The following is a 21129-nucleotide window of genomic DNA, read 5'->3' as shown; positions in this document are numbered from 1 at the left end:
CTCCTGCCTTGAATCGCCGATTTCTCAGGACATGCCGTCGTAGTCGAAGGCATGTCTGTACCCTCTTGCCGTCTGGCACCGCGGTCAGGCTGCCATCTCCTCCTTCGCGGCCTGTGGCGTATTTCGGAAGCTGATTGCCATGCGATTGTACGCGTTCATCAGGCCGATCGCGATGGTGAGATCGACGAGCTCGCGCTCCTGGAAGACGGCGCGGGCAGCCTCGTAAGCTTGATCCGGGATGCCGGTTTCAGCCACAAGGGTCACCGTTTCGGCCCATGCGAGGGCGGCACGCTCCCGCTCGTCGAAGAGATGACCGCCTTCCGCCCAGGTCTGCACCAGCGCGATCTTTTCGATCTTCTGTCCGCTCTTCAGCAGATCGCGCGTGTGCATGTCGAGGCAGTAGGCGCAGCCGTTGATCTGCGAAATGCGCAGATAGACCAGAGTGACGAGCGTGGCAGGAAGATTGCTCTGCATGACATAGCCGTAGACGCCGCCGAGCGCTTTCATCCCTGCGGGTGCGATGCGGTCGTAATCGAGACGCTTGGCCATTTTCATACTCCATGATCGGTTCTGTTCGGCGGCGGTCGCCGGATACGTTCCTTGTCTGATAAATGTCCTCGCACTGGTCTACAAAAAAGCACCAAGAATGGACAAAAATCGTGTACCACGAAGGCATGGTCAAGCCGCTGCGGCTGGAGCTCGATCGATCTGCGAAGACGCCATTGGCGGAACAAATCCGCAGAGGTATCGGAGCTGCCATCGAGAGCGGCGTGCTGGCGCCGGGAGCTCGTCTGCCGTCCTGGCAGGATTTGGCGGCTCAGCTGGGTGTCGCGCGCGGCACCGTGCGTTCGGCTTACGAAAAGCTCTCCTCCGCGCAATTGATCGTCGCGTCGCGCGCGACCGGAACGCATGTTGCGGATCGGCCCGCCTTTACCCCTCGGCAGGAAGCAGCTCCCCACCCCGGCTCGTTCATGGAGATGTACCAGGAGCTGACTGCGGGACCGGCCGTTTTCCAGATGGGTGTGCCCGCTCACGAGACCTTTCCCGCCAAGCTGTTCGCGAGGATGCGCACGCGGGCGGTGCGCGCGGAGACGAGCGCACCGGCCATCTACCGGGATCCCCGCGGCGAGCTGGAATTGAGGCGCGACATCGCTGCGTATCTGGCGCTGGCGAGGGGGATCGAATGTGCACCGTCGCAGATCATCATCACCGGCGGCTTCAGCAGCGGGCTCGGACTGGCACTCCGGGTTCTCTGCCTCGAGCAGAAAAAGGTCTGGATGGAGGACCCGGGCTTCCCCTTCACTAGGCACGGGCTTGAGCTTGCAAGCTTGTCGATCACGCCGATCCCGGTTGACGCGGACGGCATCGACGTCGGTTACGGCCTGAAACACGCTCCCGATGCTGCATTGGTCGTCGTGACCCCGGGACAGCAGGCACCGCTTGGCTCCACATTGTCACTGGCAAGACGTTCGCGTCTTCTCGACTGGGCCGCCCAGGAACGGGTCTGGGTGATCGAGGACGACTATCTCAGCGAGCTTCAGCTGAGAGGCCGGGCCACACCGGCGCTCGCTTCTCTCGATCGTTTCGGGCGCGTCATTCACATCGGGTCTTTCAGCAAGACCCTGACTCCTGCCTTGCGGCTGGGCTTCGTCGTTGCACCCGCCTCTCTGGCTTCCCGTTTTGCCGAGGTTGCGGCATGCCTCGCTCCGGCGCCCGGGCCCTCCGTACAACTCGCAACCGCCGAATTCATCCGCGACGGCCACTATCTACGGCATCTTCGACGCACGAAGCGGGCCTATGCCGCGCAAGGCGATGCGCTGCTGAAATATTTGAAGGCAGGCGCCAAGGACGTTGCCAAGGACGTTGCGATCGCCGGATTGGCCGCGGTCCTGAGACTGCCGGACGGAACCTCCGACGTCGCGATCGCGCGGGAAGCGGCATCGTTTGGATTGGCGCCCACGCCGCTGTCGCTATGGCATGCGTCTGCGGCCTCGGCGCGATCCGGCCTGTTGCTGGGCGTCGCCACATCGCCCCACAAGAGGATCGAGGCATCCTGCGATCGGCTGCTTCAGATCATCGACCGTCACACGTGACGAGCAGGCCCTATGCTTCCGCAATCTACACCGGCGTGTAGATCACCAGCTTCAACGCCGGATCGTCATTGGCCTGAAAGCTGGTGTGCTCGAACCGGAGCACGCCCTTGGTCGGATGGTTCATGATCTTGAGGCCCGCCGCGGTGCTGCGGATCTCGTGTGCTTCCCACCATTTGACGAATTCCGGACTGCCCTGGCGCAGCCGCGTCAACAAGTCCGTGAAGGCCGGATCGCCGGCCCAGACGTCGTGAGTGGCGCGAAACATCGCGACCATGCTCTTGGCGACGTCGGCCCAGCCGGCACCGTAGAATTTTCGCGTCTGCTTGTTCGTCAGCACCAGCAGCAGCGTGTTGCGATCCTGCTCGGGCAATTGCCCGAACCCGAAGATCTCCTCGGCGGCGTCGTTCCAGGCCAGCACGTCCCAGCGCCGCCCCGTGATGTAGGCCGGCTGCGCCAGGCTCTCGATCATCCGCCGAACGGGCGGCGGCACGATCTCGCGCGTGAACGCGCGCTTGTCGCCGTCGCGCGCCAGCGCCTTGAGATGGGCGTGCTCGGCCTTGCTGAGGCGGAGCGCGCGCGCCAGCGCGTCGACGGTGGTGACCGACGGGCTGACGGTGCGGCCCTGCTCGAGGCGGATGTACCAGTCGACCCCGATGCCGGCGAGCTGCGCGACCTCCTCGCGGCGCAGGCCCGCGGTGCGGCGTCGCCGGCCGGCGGGAAGCCCGACCGTCTTCGGCGACAGCTTTTCGCGGCGGGACCTGAGGAAGTCGCCGAATTCGACGCGGCGTGGGTCGGCCATGGTGACGTGCCTCGATGGAGGGCTTGGGGAATACTAGGATAATACCAGGCCTTCCCGGGCCTGGAAAGGCGGCGCATATGGGCTTCACTCCACTTTGAGGTGAGATCATGAAGGCTGCCGTATTGAAATCGTTTGGATCGCCGCTTGCGATTGAGGAAGCCGCGGACCCTGTGCTCGGCACGGGCGAGGTCATCGTGGACGTCGTCGCAACGCGGGTGCTGTCCTACATGAACGAGGTCTTCAGCGGGGCGCGCAACTATGCGCTCGACCTGCCGATCATCCCGGGGCCTGGCGGCATCGGCCGGGTCCGCGCCATCGGCCCGGACGCGACGAAGCTCAGCGTTGGCGACTGGGTGTTCTGCGACCCGACGGTGCGCTCGCGCGACGACGCCGCAGCGCCCGACATTGCCCTGCAAGGACTCACCGCCCCCGGTGCCGGCGCCATGCGCCTGCAACGGCATTTTCGCCACGGCTCGTTCGCCGAGCAGATGCGCGTGCCAACGGAGAACGTGAAGCGCCTAGGTCAAATCGCGTCCGACGAAGCCACGCGATGGTGTGCGCTGGGGACGCTGCTGGTGCCCTATGGCGGCTTCCTTGCCGCCAATCTTCAGCCGGGCGAGACCGTGCTGGTGAGCGGGGCCACCGGCAATTTCGGCAGCGCGGCCGTCTCGGTCGCGCTCGCAATGGGCGCGGCCTGCGTGGTCGCGCCCGGCCGCAACGACAAGGTCTTGGCCGACCTGGTCCGCCGCTTCGGCGATCGCGTAAGGCCGGTCAGTCTCTCCGGCAACGAGGACGACGACCGCGAGAGCATGAAGCGCGCGGCGCCCGGGCCGATCGACTGCGTGCTCGACATCATGCCGCCCTCGGTGAGCACGAATGTGGTGCGCGCGGCGATCATGACGGTGCGTCCTTACGGCCGTGTCGTGCTGATGGGCGGTGTCGGCATGGCCGGCGGCGCCGGCCTCGAGCTGCCCTACCCCTGGATCATGCGCAATTGCATCAGCATCCACGGCGTCTGGATGTACCCGCCGGATGCAGCAAGCCGCCTGATCGCGCTGGTGCGCGCGGGACTGCTCAGGCTGGAGGAGTACGAGGCCACCGCCTTCGATCTCGACCATGCCAATGAGGCGGTGGACCATGCCGCCGCCAATGGCGGACCGTTCAGAATGACGGTGATCCGGCCTTGAGCACCCCGGGGAACGCCATTTTTTTCGTCAATCCGGCCAAGCACTTGGCTACTGTGTATGGGGTTGTTTTCGCGGTTTTTACTCGAGCTCGACCACCTGGCCGTTCGACAGCGACACGCGGCGGTCCATGCGGCCGGCGAGTTCCATGTTGTGGGTCGCGATCAGCATGGAGACCTTGGTCGCCTTGACGAGCTGCATCAGGGCCTGGAAGACGTGGTCCGCGGTGTGCGGATCGAGATTGCCGGTCGGCTCGTCCGCGAACAGCACCCGCGGAGCATTGGCCACGGCGCGCGCGATCGCAACGCGCTGCTGCTCACCGCCCGACAGCTCAGACGGACGGTGCGTGATGCGCTCGCCGAGGCCGAGATAGCCCAGGATTTCCTTGGCGCGCTTGACGCTCTCGGACTTCTTGAGGCCGCGGATCATCTGCGGCATCATCACATTTTCGAGCGCCGAGAACTCCGGCAGCAGCCGGTGCGACTGGTAGACGAAGCCGATATCGGTGCGGCGAAGCTGGGTGCGCTCGATGTCGGGCAGTTGCGAGGTCGGCGCGCCATTGACGTAGACCTCGCCGGAATCGGGCGCTTCCAACAGTCCCGCAATGTGCAGCAGCGTCGACTTGCCCGAGCCGGACGGCGCCACCAGCGCGACGGACTGGCCCGCCCACAGCGCGAGCTTGGCGCCGTCGAGGATCGTCAGCGGCACCTCGCCCTGCAAGTACTGCCGCTTTATCTCGTGGAGATAAATGACCGGTACATCTTCCGCCCCCTGGCTCTCCATCAGCCCCTCACTCGTACCGCAGCGCTTCGACGGGATCGAGGCGCGCGGCGCGCCAAGACGGATACAGCGTCGCCAGGAACGACAGCGTCAGCGCCATGATGACGACGGCCGAGGTCTCGCCGATGTCGATCTCGGCGGGCAGCTTCGACAGGAAATACAGCTCTGGCGAAAATAGCTCGGTGCTGGTCAGCCAGGACAGGAATTGCCTGATCGATTCGATGTTCAGGCAGATCACCAGCCCGACGATGAAGCCGACCATCGTACCGACCACGCCGATCGAGGCGCCCGTGATCAGGAAGATGCGCATGATCGAGCCTTGCGAAGCCCCCATCGTGCGCAGGATCGCGATGTCGCTGCCCTTGTCCTTCACCAGCATGATCAGGCCGGAGACGATGTTGAGCGCCGCGACTAGCACGATCATGGTGAGGATCAGGAACATCACGTTGCGCTCGACCTGGAGCGCGTTGAAGAAGGTCGAGTTGCGCTGGCGCCAGTCCACCAGGAACACCGGCCGGCCCGCCGCCTCCGTCACGGCCTGGCGGAACGCGACGATCTGATCCGGATTGGTGGTGAAGACCTCGATCGAGGTGACGTCGTTGCTGCGGTTGAAATAGGCCTGCGCCTCCGCGAGCGGCATGAACACGAAGCCGAGATCATACTCGGACATTCCGATCTCGAACACCGCCGCGATCTTGTACGGTTTTATGCGCGGTGTCGTGCCCATCGGGGTGACCGCGCCCTTCGGCGCCACCAGCGTGATGCTGTCGCCGGCGTGCAGCGACAGCTGGTCGGCGAGGCGCCGGCCGATCGCGACCCCCTGCCCGTCGTCAAAGCCCTCGAGCGAACCCTGCTTGATGTTCTTGGCAATCGAGGTGAGGTTGTTGAGGTCGTCGGAGCGGATGCCGCGCACCAGCACGCCGGAGGCGTTCCACGGCGATGACGCCAGCGCCTGGCCATCCACCACGGGCGCCGCGAGCCGGATGCCCTGGACCTGGCTGAGGCGGTCGGCGACGTCCTTCCAGTCGGTCAGCGGCGACTCCAGCGGCTGGACCAGGATGTGGCCGTTGAGCCCGAGGATCTTGTCGAGCAGCTCCTTGCGGAAGCCGTTCATGACGGCCATGACGATGATCAGCGTCGCCACGCCCAGCATGATACCGAGGAAGGAGAACCCGGCGATGACCGAGATGAATCCCTCCTTGCGGCGCGCCCGTAAGTAGCGCGCCGACAGCATCCACTCGAATGGCGCAAAAGGCGCAGTTTGAACGGTTTCGGTCATGGTCTCATCCATCGCTCGATAGTCCCATGATTCGGGGTCAAATGTGGCCGGATTGGCGGCCGCAATCTGGGGCGATGAACAATATTCAGCCGACCAGCCTTATCAGCCCACAAGTCTTGCGACCACGTCCGCAGGCGACATGGTCTCGCGGGCGCCGTCACTTCGCCGCTTGAGCTCGACCTTGCCGTCGGCGAGCCCTTTCGGCCCGATCATGATCTGCCAGGGAATGCCGATCAGGTCGGCGGCGGCGAATTTGGCTCCGGCGCGCTGGTCGGTGTCGTCGTAGAGCACGTCGACGCCCTTGGCGGACAGCTCCGCATAGAGCTTCTCGCAGGCCGCATCGACCGCCGCATCGCCCTGCTTGAGGTTGAGAATCGACACGCGGAACGGGGCAACGGCCTCCGGCCATTTGATGCCGGCATCGTCATGGCAGGCCTCGATGATGGCGCCGAGCAGGCGCGAGACGCCGACGCCGTAGGAGCCGCCATGGATCGGCACGTCGACCCCGTCGGGGCCCGCCACCAGCGCCTTCATCGCGTCGGAATATTTCGTGCCGAAATAGAAGATCTGCCCAACCTCGATCCCGCGGGTGTTCACCCGCTTGTCCGCGGGCACTTCCTGCTCGAAGCGCGCCGCGTCGTGAACGTCTTCCGTCGCCGCATAGACCGAGGTCCATTGCTTGATGATCGGCGTCAAATCGCTCTCGTAGTCGACGTCCTCGCCCGGCACCGGCAGGTCCAGCACGTCGCGATTGATGAACACGCCGGATTCGCCGGTCTCGGCGAGCACGATGAACTCGTGGCTGAGATCGCCGCCGATCGGGCCGGTCTCGGCGCGCATCGGGATCGCCTTCAGCCCCATCCGCGCGAAGGTGCGCAAATACGCCACGAACATCTTGTTGTAGGCGACGCGCGCCGCGGCCTCGTTGAGGTCGAACGAATAGGCATCCTTCATCAGGAACTCGCGGCCGCGCATCACGCCAAAGCGGGGACGCTGCTCGTCGCGGAATTTCCACTGAATATGATAGAGATTCAGCGGCAGGCTCTTGTAGGACTTCACATAGGCGCGGAAGATCTCGGTGATCATTTCCTCGTTGGTCGGCCCGTATAGCAGCTCACGCTTGTGCCGGTCGGCGATGCGCAGCATCTCGGGGCCATAGGCATCGTAGCGGCCGCTCTCGCGCCAGAGATCGGCAAGCTGAAGCGTCGGCATCAACAGTTCCAGCGCGCCGGAGCGGTCCTGCTCCTCGCGCACGATCTGCTCGATCTTCTTGAGCACGCGGAAGCCGAGCGGCAGCCAAGCGTAGATGCCGGCGGCCTCCTGCCGGATCATGCCGGCACGCAGCATCAGCCGATGCGAGACGATCTCCGCCTCTTTCGGATTTTCCTTCAGGATGGGCAGAAAGAACCGCGACAACCGCATGGCAATACTCGAGGAATCAGTGATGGCTTGCAGTGAAACCGGATTGGGAGCCAAAACACAAGACCGGGAATGAGGAAAACCCGCTAACACAGCGGAATTCCTGTCATTTTTCCGTCGACTTCAGGTTCGACGTGATGCGCCGAAGAGCCCGATTCAGGGCGCCGCCACCTCGAGCTCGTCCTCCAGCGTGATCTTCTCGAAATCGCTCAAGAGCGCGTCGATCCGCACATGCCAGCGGCCGGCAAAGGGCAGCTCGACCTTGCGCACGTGCCAGTAGCGGTCCGGCCCGCGCGAGGCGTCCCGCTCCATCGGCTCGATGCCGCGTTCGGGCAGGCTCAGCGTCAGCGTCACCTCCTTGGCCTCAAGCACCGCCCCCTCGCCGGTCATGAGCTGCAGCACGAAATCGTCGATACCCGCCTTACCCGGCGAGACCAGGACCTGGAACATCGCCCTGTCGGTGTGGATGTGGATCGCCAGCGGCGTCTCTGGAATGATCGTCCGCGGCGGCGGCGTGAAGCGCCAGCCGGCCACGACGGCGAAGATGCCGAGCGCGATGGCGCATTCGAGCACGATCGAGCGCTTCAGGCTCTGCGCGGCCTTGTGATCCCCCGCCAGAGCCGGAGTCAGGCGAAAGCGGTTGAGCGCGGCAAGCGCCAGCAGCACGAGCACCAGCGCCAGCTTGATCGAGAGGATGAGTCCATACCGAGTCTCGACCAATGCGGACGGCTTCTCAAGCTGGACGATGGCGAGCGCGAGGCCGGTCAATGCCAGAACGCCAACGGCCAGCGCGGCGATGCGGGAGAAGCGGTTCACGACAGGCAATGCCGCGGCCGATGTCTTTGACAACAGGGCGACCAGCGGCGCGAGGGCCCCAATCCAAAAGGCCACACCGAGACCATGGAGAAAGATTGTCGGGCGGGTCAACAGTTCGGGCGGTGCCGTAGCGGCGTGCCCGGTCATGGCCAGCGACAAGCCGACGCCGACGAAGGCAATGATCGCCAGAGCGCGCGCGCACCACGCGTGGCCTAGCGCCAGCAGCGCGAACAGCATTGCAGCGATGGCCACGAGCAAGGCTGGGCCCGCGCTGGTCCCGGATGCGACTTTCCAGGGAGCCATCGTCGCGAGAGCGGACAGCGGTAGGCCGAGGAGATCCAGCCCCAACACGCCAATGGACACCACCGCGCTCGTGAGGCCGATGGCGAGCGCCACGCGCGGAACGGTCATGCCGGTCATCGACCACGCAACCCAGCGAGCAAAGAACACGCCGCCGACGCCGACGAACAGGCCAAGATTGAGACCGACCCGCGCCAGCCAGATCAGCACGTTCAATCCGCCATCGGCGTTTGCGGGAGGTTGCGTCCCCGTCGGCGTGCCGATCGAGAAGATCGCCGATCCCGCGACGGGATGGCCGTCCTGCGAAATGACGCGATAGCTGACGACGGCCGTGCCCTGCGGCAGGTCCGCCGGCATCACGACCGAGATGGTCTCGCCCGATGCGTTGACGCGCACATCATCCCGCGCCCTGCCTGCGCCGTCGATCAGCCGGATCGCGCCCGGCGTCACCGTCTCGTTGAAGCGCAACTCCACCGCCTTTGGCGCGCTCGCGAGCATGCTGCCGCTCGCCGGCTCGACGGCGACGAGCGCCGCGTGCGCCGAGACGCCGGTTGCGAAGCCGACGACGAGGAGCAGCGTCGCGAGCGCGGCGAGCAGGCGCATCAGGGTTTTGGCAGGAGTTTTACGCCCGGCGCCGGTGACTTGCCCTCGTGCGAATGCCCGGCCCCCTCCGCGGGGATCTCGATCCAGCGGCTGACGCCGGTCTCGCATTCCTGGATTACGGGAAAGTACAGGATTGTGTTCGGTTTGAGCGTGTCGGTCAGGGCCGTGTGCATGACGAACTCGTCATAGTTCTTGTCCGGCAGCTTGCCGCCGGACCAAGTCACCTCCTTGACGCCGGAGGAGAGCCTGTTGCCGTGATAATCGTATTCGCCGGCGTATTTGCCCTCGACCACGTCAACACTCCAGCCCGCCTTCGGCATCGGTTTCACCGCGATCACGCCTTCCGGGATCTGCACCCGGATTTTCACCGTGGGCGAGCCCGCGCAGCCGTGCGGGACGGCGAAGACGGCCTTGTAGGAAGCACCGACCGTGGCCTGCTTGCCTTCGAGGAAGACGTGCGCGGTCGCTGGCGTTGCCGCAAAGACGCTCAGAAAGATCAGCCAGGTTCGCTTCGACATATTGGGTCTCCCGAAGGTCCAGATCATGCTCGTCACATCTTCATTCCCGAATGATCCGGCATTTTCTTCATCATGTGCCCGCCCTCGCCCGGCGTCTGGGCGCCGACGCCCTGTACGTCGAGGGAGACGGCGACCTTGCCGGCCTTCTCGAACTGAAGCGTCACCGGCACCTTGTCGCCCTGCTTGAAGGGGCCCTTCAGCTCCTGCAGCATCAGGTGGTAGCCGCCGGGGGCGAACTTCACCGTCTTGCCGGGATCGATCACGAGACCCTTGTCGAGCAGACGCATCTTCATCACGCCATTGTCCATCGCCATCTCGTGGACCTCAGCCTTCCCCGCGATCTCGGCGGAGACGCCGACCAGCTTGTCGGCCACTGTGCCCTTGTTCTCGATGGTGAGATAGCCGCCGGCGACCTTAGCGCCGCCCGGTGTCGCCCGGCTCCACGCCTGCGAGATGACGAGATCGCCCGCCTTGACGTCGTCGGCCCGCGCGACGGCACAGCCGGTCAGCAACAGTGAAATTGCAAGGAGAGTTCGTCCGATAGTCTTCATGTTGATTGCCTCTTTCACGATTGATCGGGCCGAGAATGGCCCTGCATTCTTCCGCGACACCCTTCCGCTGCCGTCAGCATCGGCATTCGGAACGCCGGCCTGCCGCGGAGCCGAACATAGACCCAAGTGCCATTTGCCCGTCACCATCGATACCTCATTCCAGCGTACACTGCTCTTCCCGTACCCGGCTCAAACAATGCTGACGTCGCCGTCGCTCGATCGATGATGCTCGCGCTGGCTATGTAGGTCTTGTTGGTGAGATTGCGCCCCTCGATGTAGGCAGACATCGGGCCGCCATTGTCGAACCCGGCTTTCAATCCCAACAAGGCGTAAGGCTCTGTCGTCAGCGTGTTCATGCTGTCCACAAAGTAGGCCTGTGGCACCCATTCGACGTTGGGTCCAACATAGAAACCGGTAGGGTGCTTGTAGAGAAGCTCCGCGCGCAAATAGTGACTTGGGGCTCCCGGCAATCGATTGTTTCCGAAAGTGGGATCTTTGTCGAAGCGGAAGTCGTTGAAGGAATAAGCGACATTCAGCCAGATTTTGTCCGGCGCCGGGCCGTTGACGAAGATGTCACGAAAGATTGCTGCGCCCGCGCCGGCCTCGATGCCTTGATGGATGGTGTGGTCGGCATTGGTCACATTGCAGTTGCCAAAAGCACTATAGAGGCATTGCAGTTCGTCGCGAATGTTGGCCCGGTACGCCGTCAGTTCCCAGGCGTAATCAGGCCGCTTCATGCGAGACCCGATTTCGTACGTGGTCGCAATCTGCGGGCGGATGCTGGTGAACGGAATCGTCGGAATGCCAGGACCAATCGCGCTTTCGCCGAAGCTCGGCACCTCGGCGCTCCGCGAGACATTGGCGAAGGCCTGCCAGGCCGGATCGATTTGCCACAACAGACCGCCTTTCGGCGACCAGACATTAAAGCGCGTTGCCCCCGATTGATCCCCGTCGCTGAGGAAACGATCCTGCCGATTGCGGGTCGCGTACAGAAATTGCGTGCCGCCGATCACCGCAAGATTTGGAATGACGTAGAAGCTGTCTTCGACATAGGCGGAGGTATTCTCCGACCGATCGATCGAGGAAGAAAGCAGTGCACCCTTCTGCCCGCCAATGTTGGCGAACTGCTGGTTGTCGATGCTGCCGTTCAGCACATAGACGCCCGCGACCAACCTGTTGCGGAAGCCGCCAATGGTGCGGTCATCCGTGATCTTCGCGAATCCTCCATAGTCCTTGTAACGGTAGTCCAGCCACTGGAAAATCGGATGCATCAAATGGCGATCGACACCAAAGGCGCCGAATTCGACTTTGGTGTCATCGAAACGAACGGTGGTTTTGTTGGCGAGCCTGACAGTATCGATATTGCGCTGCTGATCCATCGCAACATTCGCGGGTGCAGCAGCTTCCGGATCGGTCAAAGCGGATGTCTTGGTCACGGTACCCGGGATTCGCTGCCGGACTTCGTTGGCATTGAGGTAGAACCGGGTCTCGACATCCGGTGAGAACTGATACCCAATATTGCCGCTCAAACGGTTGCTCGAGCCAAAACTGTGATCGCGAAAACCGTCCGCGGCCTGCGCGGAAGCGGTCACGAAACCGTCCCACCGCCCGTTGACGCCTCCTGCGTTCGCCTGAAGGCGTTTGTAGCCGAATCCTCCGACATCGAAGGACACACCATTCGGAAACGAGTCGCGGCCGGTCGGAGTCACGAAGTTGATCGCGCCTCCGAGCGAATTGGCGCCAAACTGAAGCGCGTTGCCGCCCTTGAAGACTTCGACATATTTGTAGGCGCTCGGATCGATCTCCTGGAAATCGCCATAACCATCCGCGGTGTTGATCGGAATGCCGTCCATATAGAGCTGCACGCCGCGCAGATGAAAATTGCGCGACAGGCCGGACCCGCGAATCGAAAGGCGGGTGTCGTCGCCCCATTTGGGCTGGGCGTACACGCCGGGCACGTAATCCAGAACATCCTTGATCGTGTTGGACGGCGTCGAGTTCCTGTACGCATCGGCCGAGACGAGCGCCACGCCGCCCGGAGTCTGGTTAATCTCCGCCAGCGCTTGTTGCGCAGTCAGAACCGTCAGGGCACCCGGAGCCCCTGCACTCTGTTCGCTCGCGGTTTGCTGCGGCGATGGGGTCGTTCGCAGGCTTCGCGTGACGCGGGCCGATCGCGCAGAATTGCGTGGCGATCGGACGGCCGACGCACGCTTCTGCTGAGGCGCCTCAACTGTGATAGGCGGCAGCACTGCGCTGCTGCTTTGGGCAAAGGCTCCGTTCGATGATGCAAGCAGCGCGGCCTGAATGGCAACGACGCTCACACCACGGCGGGCATGACAACGTAACATGGGGCATTCCTGACGCCGGGCTTTCTCTCCGGCCTTTCGACAGCATTAATCGCCTACGGCGGACCGCGGCGATCACGAGAGTCGTCAGGAAAATTGAGGCGGTGCGCGCGCCTGCGCGTTTGTGCCTTTATGGGCCGCCCCGGCGGATGCCTCCGCCGCGTGCCACACCACGCGTTCGGCATGGCGGAAGGGAACGGAGAGCGCGGCATGCGGCGGCGAATCGAGCGACGCGCCCACCTGCGCCAGGCAACAGAGGGCACACGCACCGGCATGTGCGACCGGCGTACCCGCTGGGTCGTTCAGGCCGCCCTGCTCGCTCGCGCTGTGGCAGATGACGGCGGCGGACAACGGATCGGCCACGGCTTGGCCGGCCGCCAGACAGGCGGCAATCGGCGCCAGCACCTGCATCACCAGGGCGAGCAGGACCAGAGGTAGGAATTTTTGCAGCCGTGCGCGCATCCGCCGAACCATTCGTTCGTCTACTAACTAAACACCGCGCTATGGCCGAGTCGAGCCCGGTTCCGCCGCCTTCTTAATCCAGCGCAAACTTCCCGGAAAACCGTGGTCCGACCGCCCACGGGAGGGAACCTCCGGCATTTGAGGCAGTCGAGCCGATGGCCCATCCACAGATTTCTTATGTTTGTCATATGCTTACCCGGCCGGCAGCCCGATCATTTCGTCAATTGCTCGAATTTTGAACATTCGTTGCCGAAAATGATGACAAGTGAGAAAAGTTGATCTAGCATCCCCTTGCTCAGGCTGGCCGCGAGGTCGAAGTCTGGTGGTCCAAGTCTCGGGAGGAGCCCCTGACGCGCAAAATGCAGCGTCGCCCCGCCAATCAAGATCAAATCTTAGAATCGGGGATAATAGGGTCGACACAATTTTCGAGCGGGGCTAGGGCCCCGCTCTTTTTTTGTCTGAATGGCCACAGCGCCGATGAACCTGTCTCCCAATCCGATCGAACAGAGCTTTGAACTTGCAGCCTCGCGCTGCATCGACCTCACGCCACTCGTCTATCGACGGCTGTTCGAACAGCATCCCGAAACGCGGGCGATGTTCCGCAAACAAGGCAGCGAACTCGTGATGGGCTCGATGCTGGCACTCACGATCGAGGCGATTCTCGACTTCGCCGGTGATCGCCGTGGGCAATTCCGGCTGAGCGCATGCGAGGTCGTGTCGCACGATGGCTACGGCACGCCGCGCGAGCTGTTCACTGCCTTCTTCGCCGTCGTCAGGGACACGCTGCGCGATCTTCTCGGCGATGAATGGTCGTCGGACATCGCGCAGGCCTGGGACCGACTGCTCATCGAGATCGACGCGTTCGCCGGCGCCCCGGCCTGACGATTTGCGCTGCACCAACGCGTCTCGCGGCGATCCCGCCGTTGATTGCGGATTGAGTGGCGCCAACTCTTGTGAGACACTTTCGGACATCGGTCGCGCAATCAATGACGCGTCGAAAATAGAATTGTATGGGAGCGAGCGATGTCCGGGACGAAAGATTTCTCGACGACGAGGCGCGATCTTCTTCAGGCGGCAGCAATCGCCGGCGCCGCGACTGCCATCCTCGGCAGCATGGGCATAAACCCCGCCCTTGCAGCCGAAGTCGGACGCAGCGAGAAGCCGCTGAAAGCGGCGTTCTCCAACGCAGGCCTCCAGGCGACCTGGTGCGCGCAGGGCAAGCAGGCGGCGGAATTCTGGGGCAAGCTGTTCAATGTCGAAGTCACCTGGTTCGACGGCCAGCTCGATGCCGTGAAGCAGCGCGCGGCGATCGACAACATGGCGTCGCAGAAATGGGACTTCGTCGCGATCCAGGCTTTTGGCATCGGCACCCTCACCCAGCCGGTGCAGAAGATGATCGACGCCGGCACGCCCGTGATCGACATGGACACGCTGATTGCGCCGCTGGACCAGATCAATGTCCACTCCTTCCTCGCCCCTGACAACGAGTTCATGGGCGCCTCGGTGACGCAGGCGCTCTGCAACGCCATGGGCGGCAAGGGCAAGATCATCATGACGCAAGGAGCCCTCGGCCACACCGGCGCGCAGGGCCGCGCCAAGGGCTTCAACAACGTCGTGAAGCAATTCCCCGGCATTGAGGTGCTGGACACGCAGCCGGCCGACTGGGATGTGTCGAAGACCGCACGTCTTTGGGAAACCTACCTGACGAAGTACCCGCAGATCGACGCGGCGTTCTTCCACAATGACGACATGGCGCTCGCCGCCGCCAACATCATGAAGGCGCGGGGCCGCACCAACATCCTGATTGGCGGCGTCGATGCGATGCCACCGGCGATCCAGGCGGTCAGCGAAGGCCGCATGTTTGCCACCGTCCGCAATCCGTCCTGCCGAATCCATGGCGGCGCGATCATCGCGGGCGTTTCCGCCGTAGTCGGCGGCGAAAAGAGCGGACAGGGCATTCCGAAGAACGTCGTTACCGACGGACCGGTCGTCACCAAGGCCAACGCCGCCGGGATGCAGTGGATGCAGGATCATTTCCTGATCTGAGTCTCCATGCGAGAGGATCGTTCGCCCATCCTGGAACTGCAGGGCATCACGAAGAGCTTCGGCGGCGTCGAGGCGCTTCGTGGTGTTGACTTCGCGCTCTCACCCGGCGAGATCCACGGTCTCGTCGGCGAGAACGGCGCGGGAAAAAGCACGCTGATGAAGATCATCGCCGGCGTGCACACAGAATTCTCCGGCCGCTTCCTGATCGACGGACAGGAGACGCATTTCCGCTCGGCCCGCGACGCGCACAGCGCCGGCATCGCCATGGTGCACCAGGAGCTGTCGGTCGCGCCCGACCTCACGGTCGCGGAGAACGTGTTTCTGGGCAACCAGCCGACCAACCGGCTCGGCCTGGTGCAATGGCGGCGGATGGCGCGCGAGGCCGGCGAGCAGCTCGCCCGCTTCGGCATCGATGTCGATCCGATGAGCAGGCTGGGTGACTTACCGATCGGGCTCCAGCAGCTGATCGAGATCGCCCGCGTGCTGTTCTCCGGCGCACGCATCGTCATCCTGGACGAGCCGACGTCCGCCCTCTCCCCGCCCGAGGTCGAGCGACTGTTCGCGACGCTGCGGCGCCTGCGCGAGGAAGGCACGGCGATCGTCTTCATCTCGCATTTCATCGAGGACATCTTGCGCGTGTCCGACACGGTGACTGTGTTCCGCAACGGGCGGAAGGTCGCGGAGACCGCAAGTGCGGCGACCAGCAAGGGCGCGCTGATCGAGGCCATGATCGGTCGCGGCGGCGAAGCGCTCGAGCACAGCTACAGCGACGATCTGATGCTGCCGCAGCCGAGCGACAGCTCGGTGGTCCTGAAGGTCAACCAATTGTCGCTGGCCCGCAGCCTGAAGGACATCTCCTTCGAGGCGCGCGCCGGCGAAGTGCTCGGCATCTACGGCTTCATGGGCTGTGGCCAGCAGGAATTATCCCGCATCCTGTTCGGCAAGCTGAAGCCGGACGGCGGCACGCTCGCGGTCGAGGGCAAGCCCAAGACTTTCGCGAGCACGGCAGCGGCGCGGCGCGCCGGCGTGGCGCTGGTGCCCGAGAGCCGGCGGGCGATGCTGTTTCACCAGGAGCCGGTCTACAAGAACATCTCGATCAGCATCCTCGATCGCATCTCGGCGTTGCTGCTGAAGCCGGCGCAGGAGCGCGACATCGCAAAGCGCCAGGTCGAGCAGCTCCAGATCAGACCGCCGGTGGTCGGCCTCGATCTCGGCATGCTCTCCGGCGGCAATCAGCAGAAAGTCGCGCTGGCGAAATGGCTGACCTATCCGCCCAAACTCCTGGTGCTGTGCGAGCCCACCCGCGGCATGGATGTCGGCGCCAAGAACGACGTCATCAACATCGTCCGCGATCTCCGCGCCAAAGGGCTTGCGATCATCGTGCTGTCGACCGAGCCGGAAACGGTGCTGTCACTGGCTGACCGCATCCTCGTGCTCAAGCGCGGCGCATTGGTGCGGGAGTTCACGAACGAGCCGGTCAGCAAGGACCGCCTGCTGGAAGCGGCGTGACGGAGAAGCACGATGGCGAGCAGTGACACGGCTTTGGCGGCGGGGCAGCGGGCGCGGGGGCTTGCGCCCTTCCTGCGCTCGCAGATGCGCAACATCGCCCCGTTCCTGACGCTGATTTTTCTGTCCGGCTTCTTTGCACTGGCCAGCCCCTCCTTCGCGACGCTGGACAATCTCGGCAACATCCTGACGCAGGTGTCGGTCACGGGAATCATCGCCGTCGGCCTCACCTTCGTGATCCTCTGCGCGGAGATCGACCTCTCGATCGCCAGCATCGCCAACGTCACGGGCATCGCGGTCGCCTACTTCACGCTCCAGGAATCCTACGTCAACATTCCCAACATTCCCCTGCCCGGAGCAGCGGCGATCCTGCTGGCTATTTTGCTCTGCGCGTTGCTCGGCCTCGTCAATGCGCTCGGGCTGACCGTGATCGGCATCCCCTCCTTCATCATGACGTTGGCGATGATGCAGATCGCGGCCGGCATCTCGGCGCTGCTGGTGCGCGGCCAGATCGCCTACAAGGTGCCCGGCGTGATTACCACGCTCGGCTCCGGCTCGATCGGCGGCATCCCATGGATCGTCATCGTCGCCGCGATCATGCTGCTTGGCGGCCATCTGGTGCTGACCTACACGCGCTTCGGCCGCTACGTCTACATGGTCGGCGGCAACCGCGAGGCGGCCGAATATTCCGGCCTCAACGTCAAGCTCATCCTCGGCGCGGTGATGGTCATTTCGGCAGTGTGCTCCGGGATCGGCGGCATGCTCGGTGTCGCCCATTTCGGCAGCGCGCAGCAGAACGAGTTCGATACCTATCTGCTCGACTCCATCGCCGCCGTCGTGGTCGGCGGCACCAGCCTGTTCGGCGGCCGCGGCGGCATCGGCAACACCATCGTCGGGCTGTTCGTGCTCGGCGTTCTCAACAACGGCCTCGACCACGTCAACATCGACAGCTTCCTGAAGATCCTGATCCGCGGCCTGATCCTGCTGGCGGCGCTTGTCATCAATGTCTATGCGCAGCGGCTGAGGGAAAAGGCGGTGGAATAGCCGCCCCTCAAAACCAAAAGCGCGAAAACAACCCCATGCACAGTAGAGACTGTGAGGGACTTCAACGACTTACAAAAACCCGAAATTGTGTAGCAGCGACCGTGGCGGCGTTTGACTCGTCGGGCAAAACAGGAGCATGATGTCATCGTGGCGGTGTGCGCAGGTCGGCTCCGGACAGCGCCCCAACCTCCGTCATTGCGAGCGCAGCGAAGCAATCCAGACTGCCGCCGCGGAAAGATTCTGGATTGCTTCGCTGCGCTTGCAATGACGACGTGACCGCAGGGGCAATCCAGCCTCACCTTCGATCGCGGAGCATGAGACCGCGGCCTAGCTCTCGGCCTAGTCATCCGACCCAAGCCGCGAGAACCGGAAATTGCAGTGGCTCGCACCGCCCGCTAGCGTCTGTGTCCTCTCCAGGCGGATGCCTCGCGCTGCGTAGGCGACGAAATCGAGCCCGCAAATATTCGGCAGGGCGTCCTTGTCTCCATGGCGCGCCGCGAGCTTGCAGAAGCCGCAAGCCTTGTAGTTGATGCCGAATTCAAAACTGTCACCCGTATCAGGCTCGACGAAATCATAGACGAAATCTTCCGGAAATTCGGTCTGATGGCTTTCGGTCGTGCTTCTCGCCGCCTGCTCGCGTAGCAGGGCCTGGTTCTCCGGCGACATGAATTGACGCCCCGAGGCGAGACGTTGCGCTTCCGATACGGTGAGCAATTGCGCCTTGTAGGTTTCCCGCTCGATCTCGCCGATCACAGCCACCGGCACGCCGTGGCGCCGCAGCACCCGGCTGATGGCCATGAAGCCCATCAACCGCATGAAGAAATCGCTCATGCGGCTCGCAGCGCCGCCGACATAGGGCATTTGGGTGAGCACGATTTCGAATTCGTCCATCACCTCCCGCCTGATGCCGTCGATGTCCGAAAGCTGCGCGCGCTCGCGCAACATCGCTTCGGCCAGGTCGAGCCGATCGCGCATGGCGGCCTCCATGGCACCGCGATGCGCTTCGTAAAACGGATGGATGATCTCAGCCATGGGACACCTGATATGATTGGCTCATTGCAAAGTCGGCCGGTTTCACTCGGCGGCGATCGCCTCGATCTCCAGCAGCCATTTGCTGTCGACGGTCTCGACAATCACGACCGTCAGCGCGGGCTGGTGTTCGCCCAGCATCGCGCGACGAATGGAGCGGTTGGTCACGAGTTGAGCGCGGTCGGTCAGGAACGTGGTGACCTTGACCAGATGCGCGACGCCAAGGCCCGCGGCGGCGAGCACCTCGATCAAATTGCGCCAGGCCTGCTCGCACTGCGCCTCAAAACCGTCAGGGACGGTGCCGTCGGATCTCTGGGGCACCTGGCCGCTGATGAACAACAGGCGGCGATGCTGCGTCAGTTCAAGTCCCATGCAGTAGCCGCCGGCGGGAGCATGGACCGTTGCGGGATTGTGGCTGACGATGTGAGCTGGGGACATAGGATTTCTCCGGATTGCAGGTCGATCGTATCCGGCGCCGTCACCGCTTCGCAAAGCATCATCGCTGCGGCTCAGCGCAAGAAAATCTATTGCAAGGCCACAGCTCATCGGTGTCAAAATGGAGACCGATGACCTACATCCTTCCCCCACTCAACGCGCTCCGCGCGTTCGAAGCCGCCGCCCGGCATCTCAGCTTCAAGCTGGCCGCGCACGAGCTACACGTGACGCCCGCCGCCGTGGGGCAGCAGGTGAAGGCGCTGGAGGCGCGCCTCGGCGTGCAGCTGTTCGAGCGGCTGCACAAGCAGCTCATCCTCACCGTCGCCGGTCAGGCCTATCTGCCCGGGGTCTCCGAAGGCTTTCGCCACATTGCGGATGCGACCTCACAATTGAGGCCGGCAGGTGCGGTGCTGCTGCAATTGGGCATCCATGGCAGCTTCGACCTCCGCCGCCTCGATCTCGCGGCGTTTCGCAGCACGCATGCGGAGATCGGCTTACGGGTGCTGGATCCGGCCGGCCTGCACGAATTGGTCGAAGGCAAGGTCGACCTGCTGATCGCTCGCGGCCTCGGCCACCATCCGGGCTATCGCTGCGACCGGGTCGATGAGGGATCGGGTCTGGGTGATTGGCTCGTTGCGCCTGAAGGCACCGCGGATTGTCCCGAGATCGTCAGCTTCCGCGCGTGGCTGCGGGCGCTGCCGGCCCGGAACGCGCTCGGAAATCGTCGCCCTCGACTGGTCGGCGGCGTCGGGAGCTGAAAATGACCCAAAGGCGACATAATCGCTTGATTCAAGTTGTCTTCTTGTGAGGTGAAGCTACCGGGGCAAATGATGGGTCGCGCCAAGCTCGTTCTCGCTATTTGTTTCTTCTTCTTTGGGCTGACCGCGGCAAACGCTGCGGGGGTCAGAAATTTCGACATTCCCGCTGCCGCGGCCGGGCCGGCGATCAGGCTGCTGGTCTGGACACCATGCGCCGAGCCTCCAAAAGAGATGGACGCACGTGGTGCCATTTTCTTCGCCGTACCCGGGTGCTCGGTGACTGGCGAAAAGCTTCCTCTTATCGTGATATCGCATGGCAGGAGAGGATGGTTCGGTGGTCACCACGACACGGCCGCGGCGCTGGCCGATGCTGGTTTTGTCGTCGCTGCGCTCAATCATCCCGGTGACACCTGGCGCGATGCCAGCCGTACCGACAGCCTTTCCGTGCTCGTCGAACGCCCCGCGGATATCAAGCGACTGATCGACTACATGCTCGAAAGCTGGCCCGATGCATCGCGCATCGACGCCCGGCACATTGGCCTCTACGGCTTCTCGTTTGGCGGCTATACGGGTCTCGCCGTCATCGGCGGCAATCCAGAATTACGAAAGGGCTTGTCCAATTGCGCGACATCGAGCCTGTTGGCTTGCAAGCAGCTTGAAAGCGGCGAGGTGCCGGGCCAACCGATCACACCTGACCCCCGCGTCATAGCCGCAGTAATTGCCGATCCTTATCCGGCTTTTGTTTTCTCCGAGGAGAACCTGAAGAAAATAGCGATACCGGTGCAACTATGGAGTTCCGATCCGGCGCAAAATGCTGACGGACTCTCCGGATGCTGTGCTTCAACGATCAAACAACGGCTCCCGGCGCCGGATTATCACTTCGTGGCCAACGCCAAACACTTCTCTTTTCTTGCCACTTGCATCCCGAAGGAGACGCAGGCCAACCCTACCGCTTGCACCGATGCGCCGAATTTCGACCGTGTCGATTTTCATCGGAGTTTCCACACCGACGTCGTGGCGTTTTACCGCAAGCACTTCGCTGACGGTGCTGGCCAATAGCGATACCGCTCTAACTGTTCCATTTATGGCCTGCACCGACAGCACTGAGCCTCGGGGAAACGATGTCTCAAGGCGGGGAGCGCGCGGAAATTACGCCGACGAG

Annotated in this window: 20 protein-coding genes; 8 read left to right on the top strand and 12 right to left on the bottom strand. The window is 63.4% G+C overall.

Annotated elements, in window-relative coordinates; translation table 11 throughout:
• Window positions 1-84: 84 nt before the first annotated feature.
• Entirely contained in the window at window positions 85-549 is a 465-nt protein-coding gene (locus tag AC0L30_RS03105) for a carboxymuconolactone decarboxylase family protein (RefSeq protein ID WP_007603613.1), read from the bottom strand.
• 125 nt (window positions 550-674) lie between these two features.
• On the opposite strand from AC0L30_RS03105, the gene pdxR reads away from it, so the two are divergent.
• The gene (gene pdxR / locus AC0L30_RS03100) at window positions 675-2093 is read left to right on the top strand and encodes a MocR-like pyridoxine biosynthesis transcription factor PdxR (protein ID WP_473403769.1); all 1419 of its coding nucleotides are present in this window, start codon (window positions 675-677) and stop codon (window positions 2091-2093) included.
• A 25-nt stretch (window positions 2094-2118) separates the two neighbouring features.
• Here the strand turns inward: pdxR and AC0L30_RS03095 are convergent, their stop codons facing one another.
• Window positions 2119-2892 carry a helix-turn-helix transcriptional regulator gene (locus AC0L30_RS03095; RefSeq protein WP_473403743.1) on the bottom strand — a complete coding sequence of 258 codons (774 nt, stop codon included), beginning with the start codon at window positions 2890-2892 and terminating at the stop codon, window positions 2119-2121.
• Window positions 2893-2999: 107 nt separating this feature from the next.
• Here AC0L30_RS03095 and AC0L30_RS03090 point away from each other — a divergent pair, with 107 nt between their 5' ends.
• Window positions 3000-4079 carry a zinc-binding dehydrogenase gene (locus tag AC0L30_RS03090; RefSeq protein ID WP_473403742.1) on the top strand — a complete coding sequence of 360 codons (1080 nt, stop codon included), beginning with the start codon at window positions 3000-3002 and terminating at the stop codon, window positions 4077-4079.
• Between the two features lie 78 nt (window positions 4080-4157).
• On the opposite strand, the gene AC0L30_RS03085 is transcribed toward AC0L30_RS03090, so the two are convergent.
• The 8 genes from AC0L30_RS03085 to AC0L30_RS03050 all read right to left on the bottom strand — a co-directional run bounded on the left by AC0L30_RS03085 (window position 4158) and on the right by AC0L30_RS03050 (window position 13149).
• Window positions 4158-4859 (bottom strand): ABC transporter ATP-binding protein, encoded by a 702-nt coding sequence (locus tag AC0L30_RS03085; protein ID WP_007603608.1) that lies wholly within the window; start codon window positions 4857-4859, stop codon window positions 4158-4160.
• A gap of 7 nt (window positions 4860-4866) precedes the next feature.
• Window positions 4867-6147, bottom strand: coding sequence for a lipoprotein-releasing ABC transporter permease subunit (locus AC0L30_RS03080; protein WP_007603606.1), 1281 nt, complete (start codon window positions 6145-6147; stop codon window positions 4867-4869).
• A 90-nt stretch (window positions 6148-6237) separates the two neighbouring features.
• Window positions 6238-7557 (bottom strand): proline--tRNA ligase, encoded by a 1320-nt coding sequence (proS, locus tag AC0L30_RS03075; RefSeq protein ID WP_007603605.1) that lies wholly within the window; start codon window positions 7555-7557, stop codon window positions 6238-6240.
• 153 nt (window positions 7558-7710) lie between these two features.
• Window positions 7711-9273 carry a copper resistance CopC/CopD family protein gene (locus AC0L30_RS03070; protein ID WP_007603604.1) on the bottom strand — a complete coding sequence of 521 codons (1563 nt, stop codon included), beginning with the start codon at window positions 9271-9273 and terminating at the stop codon, window positions 7711-7713.
• Window positions 9273-9791, bottom strand: a complete 519-nt coding sequence (locus tag AC0L30_RS03065; protein WP_007603602.1) for a YcnI family copper-binding membrane protein — start codon at window positions 9789-9791, stop codon at window positions 9273-9275. Before AC0L30_RS03065 ends, AC0L30_RS03070 begins: the two co-directional genes overlap by 1 nt.
• Window positions 9792-9823: 32 nt before the next feature.
• Window positions 9824-10342, bottom strand: coding sequence for a copper chaperone PCu(A)C (locus AC0L30_RS03060; RefSeq protein ID WP_473403741.1), 519 nt, complete (start codon window positions 10340-10342; stop codon window positions 9824-9826).
• Between the two features lie 140 nt (window positions 10343-10482).
• Entirely contained in the window at window positions 10483-12690 is a 2208-nt protein-coding gene (locus AC0L30_RS03055) for a TonB-dependent receptor family protein (protein WP_007603599.1), read from the bottom strand.
• A gap of 84 nt (window positions 12691-12774) precedes the next feature.
• Window positions 12775-13149: a DUF2946 family protein gene (locus AC0L30_RS03050; protein WP_245286061.1), complete on the bottom strand. Its 375-nt coding sequence runs from the start codon at window positions 13147-13149 to the stop codon at window positions 12775-12777.
• A gap of 477 nt (window positions 13150-13626) precedes the next feature.
• Between AC0L30_RS03050 and AC0L30_RS03045 the strand changes: the two genes are divergently transcribed.
• From AC0L30_RS03045 to AC0L30_RS03030, 4 genes are all read left to right on the top strand, one after another.
• Window positions 13627-14031 (top strand): globin, encoded by a 405-nt coding sequence (locus AC0L30_RS03045; RefSeq protein WP_473403740.1) that lies wholly within the window; start codon window positions 13627-13629, stop codon window positions 14029-14031.
• A gap of 141 nt (window positions 14032-14172) precedes the next feature.
• The gene (locus tag AC0L30_RS03040; protein ID WP_007603596.1) at window positions 14173-15195 is read left to right on the top strand and encodes a sugar ABC transporter substrate-binding protein; all 1023 of its coding nucleotides are present in this window, start codon (window positions 14173-14175) and stop codon (window positions 15193-15195) included.
• A 6-nt stretch (window positions 15196-15201) separates the two neighbouring features.
• The gene (locus tag AC0L30_RS03035; RefSeq protein ID WP_007603595.1) at window positions 15202-16704 is read left to right on the top strand and encodes a sugar ABC transporter ATP-binding protein; all 1503 of its coding nucleotides are present in this window, start codon (window positions 15202-15204) and stop codon (window positions 16702-16704) included.
• Between the two features lie 12 nt (window positions 16705-16716).
• On the top strand, window positions 16717-17745 hold the full coding sequence (locus tag AC0L30_RS03030) for an ABC transporter permease (protein ID WP_007603594.1): 1029 nt from the start codon (window positions 16717-16719) through the stop codon (window positions 17743-17745).
• 339 nt (window positions 17746-18084) lie between these two features.
• On the opposite strand, the gene AC0L30_RS03025 is transcribed toward AC0L30_RS03030, so the two are convergent.
• Both AC0L30_RS03025 and AC0L30_RS03020 read right to left on the bottom strand, forming a co-directional pair.
• On the bottom strand, window positions 18085-18777 hold the full coding sequence (locus AC0L30_RS03025; protein ID WP_007603592.1) for an L-2-amino-thiazoline-4-carboxylic acid hydrolase: 693 nt from the start codon (window positions 18775-18777) through the stop codon (window positions 18085-18087).
• A 42-nt stretch (window positions 18778-18819) separates the two neighbouring features.
• Window positions 18820-19212 carry a RidA family protein gene (locus AC0L30_RS03020; RefSeq protein WP_219682210.1) on the bottom strand — a complete coding sequence of 131 codons (393 nt, stop codon included), beginning with the start codon at window positions 19210-19212 and terminating at the stop codon, window positions 18820-18822.
• Window positions 19213-19340: 128 nt separating this feature from the next.
• Between AC0L30_RS03020 and AC0L30_RS03015 the strand changes: the two genes are divergently transcribed.
• Window positions 19341-19967 (top strand): LysR family transcriptional regulator, encoded by a 627-nt coding sequence (locus AC0L30_RS03015; protein WP_473403739.1) that lies wholly within the window; start codon window positions 19341-19343, stop codon window positions 19965-19967.
• 69 nt (window positions 19968-20036) lie between these two features.
• Window positions 20037-21026: an alpha/beta hydrolase family protein gene (locus tag AC0L30_RS03010; RefSeq protein WP_354128698.1), complete on the top strand. Its 990-nt coding sequence runs from the start codon at window positions 20037-20039 to the stop codon at window positions 21024-21026.
• Window positions 21027-21129 lie beyond the last annotated feature (103 nt).

Source organism: Bradyrhizobium sp. MI1.11, assembly GCF_055811255.1.
This window is presented reverse-complemented; position numbering and strand designations above follow the sequence as displayed.

Excerpts from the sequence above, each read along its gene's own strand:
- AC0L30_RS03105 (WP_007603613.1), bottom strand. The coding sequence starts at position 549 with ATGGCCAAGCGTCTCGATTACGACCGCATCGCACCCGCAGGGATGAAA.
- pdxR (WP_473403769.1), top strand. The coding sequence starts at position 675 with ATGGTCAAGCCGCTGCGGCTGGAGCTCGATCGATCTGCGAAGACGCCA.
- AC0L30_RS03095 (WP_473403743.1), bottom strand. The coding sequence starts at position 2,892 with ATGGCCGACCCACGCCGCGTCGAATTCGGCGACTTCCTCAGGTCCCGC.
- AC0L30_RS03090 (WP_473403742.1), top strand. The coding sequence starts at position 3,000 with ATGAAGGCTGCCGTATTGAAATCGTTTGGATCGCCGCTTGCGATTGAG.
- AC0L30_RS03085 (WP_007603608.1), bottom strand. The coding sequence starts at position 4,859 with ATGGAGAGCCAGGGGGCGGAAGATGTACCGGTCATTTATCTCCACGAG.
- AC0L30_RS03080 (WP_007603606.1), bottom strand. The coding sequence starts at position 6,147 with ATGGATGAGACCATGACCGAAACCGTTCAAACTGCGCCTTTTGCGCCA.
- proS (WP_007603605.1), bottom strand. The coding sequence starts at position 7,557 with ATGCGGTTGTCGCGGTTCTTTCTGCCCATCCTGAAGGAAAATCCGAAA.
- AC0L30_RS03070 (WP_007603604.1), bottom strand. The coding sequence starts at position 9,273 with ATGCGCCTGCTCGCCGCGCTCGCGACGCTGCTCCTCGTCGTCGGCTTC.
- AC0L30_RS03065 (WP_007603602.1), bottom strand. The coding sequence starts at position 9,791 with ATGTCGAAGCGAACCTGGCTGATCTTTCTGAGCGTCTTTGCGGCAACG.
- AC0L30_RS03060 (WP_473403741.1), bottom strand. The coding sequence starts at position 10,342 with ATGAAGACTATCGGACGAACTCTCCTTGCAATTTCACTGTTGCTGACC.
- AC0L30_RS03055 (WP_007603599.1), bottom strand. The coding sequence starts at position 12,690 with ATGTTACGTTGTCATGCCCGCCGTGGTGTGAGCGTCGTTGCCATTCAG.
- AC0L30_RS03050 (WP_245286061.1), bottom strand. The coding sequence starts at position 13,149 with ATGCGCGCACGGCTGCAAAAATTCCTACCTCTGGTCCTGCTCGCCCTG.
- AC0L30_RS03045 (WP_473403740.1), top strand. The coding sequence starts at position 13,627 with ATGAACCTGTCTCCCAATCCGATCGAACAGAGCTTTGAACTTGCAGCC.
- AC0L30_RS03040 (WP_007603596.1), top strand. The coding sequence starts at position 14,173 with ATGTCCGGGACGAAAGATTTCTCGACGACGAGGCGCGATCTTCTTCAG.
- AC0L30_RS03035 (WP_007603595.1), top strand. The coding sequence starts at position 15,202 with ATGCGAGAGGATCGTTCGCCCATCCTGGAACTGCAGGGCATCACGAAG.
- AC0L30_RS03030 (WP_007603594.1), top strand. The coding sequence starts at position 16,717 with ATGGCGAGCAGTGACACGGCTTTGGCGGCGGGGCAGCGGGCGCGGGGG.
- AC0L30_RS03025 (WP_007603592.1), bottom strand. The coding sequence starts at position 18,777 with ATGGCTGAGATCATCCATCCGTTTTACGAAGCGCATCGCGGTGCCATG.
- AC0L30_RS03020 (WP_219682210.1), bottom strand. The coding sequence starts at position 19,212 with ATGTCCCCAGCTCACATCGTCAGCCACAATCCCGCAACGGTCCATGCT.
- AC0L30_RS03015 (WP_473403739.1), top strand. The coding sequence starts at position 19,341 with ATGACCTACATCCTTCCCCCACTCAACGCGCTCCGCGCGTTCGAAGCC.
- AC0L30_RS03010 (WP_354128698.1), top strand. The coding sequence starts at position 20,037 with ATGATGGGTCGCGCCAAGCTCGTTCTCGCTATTTGTTTCTTCTTCTTT.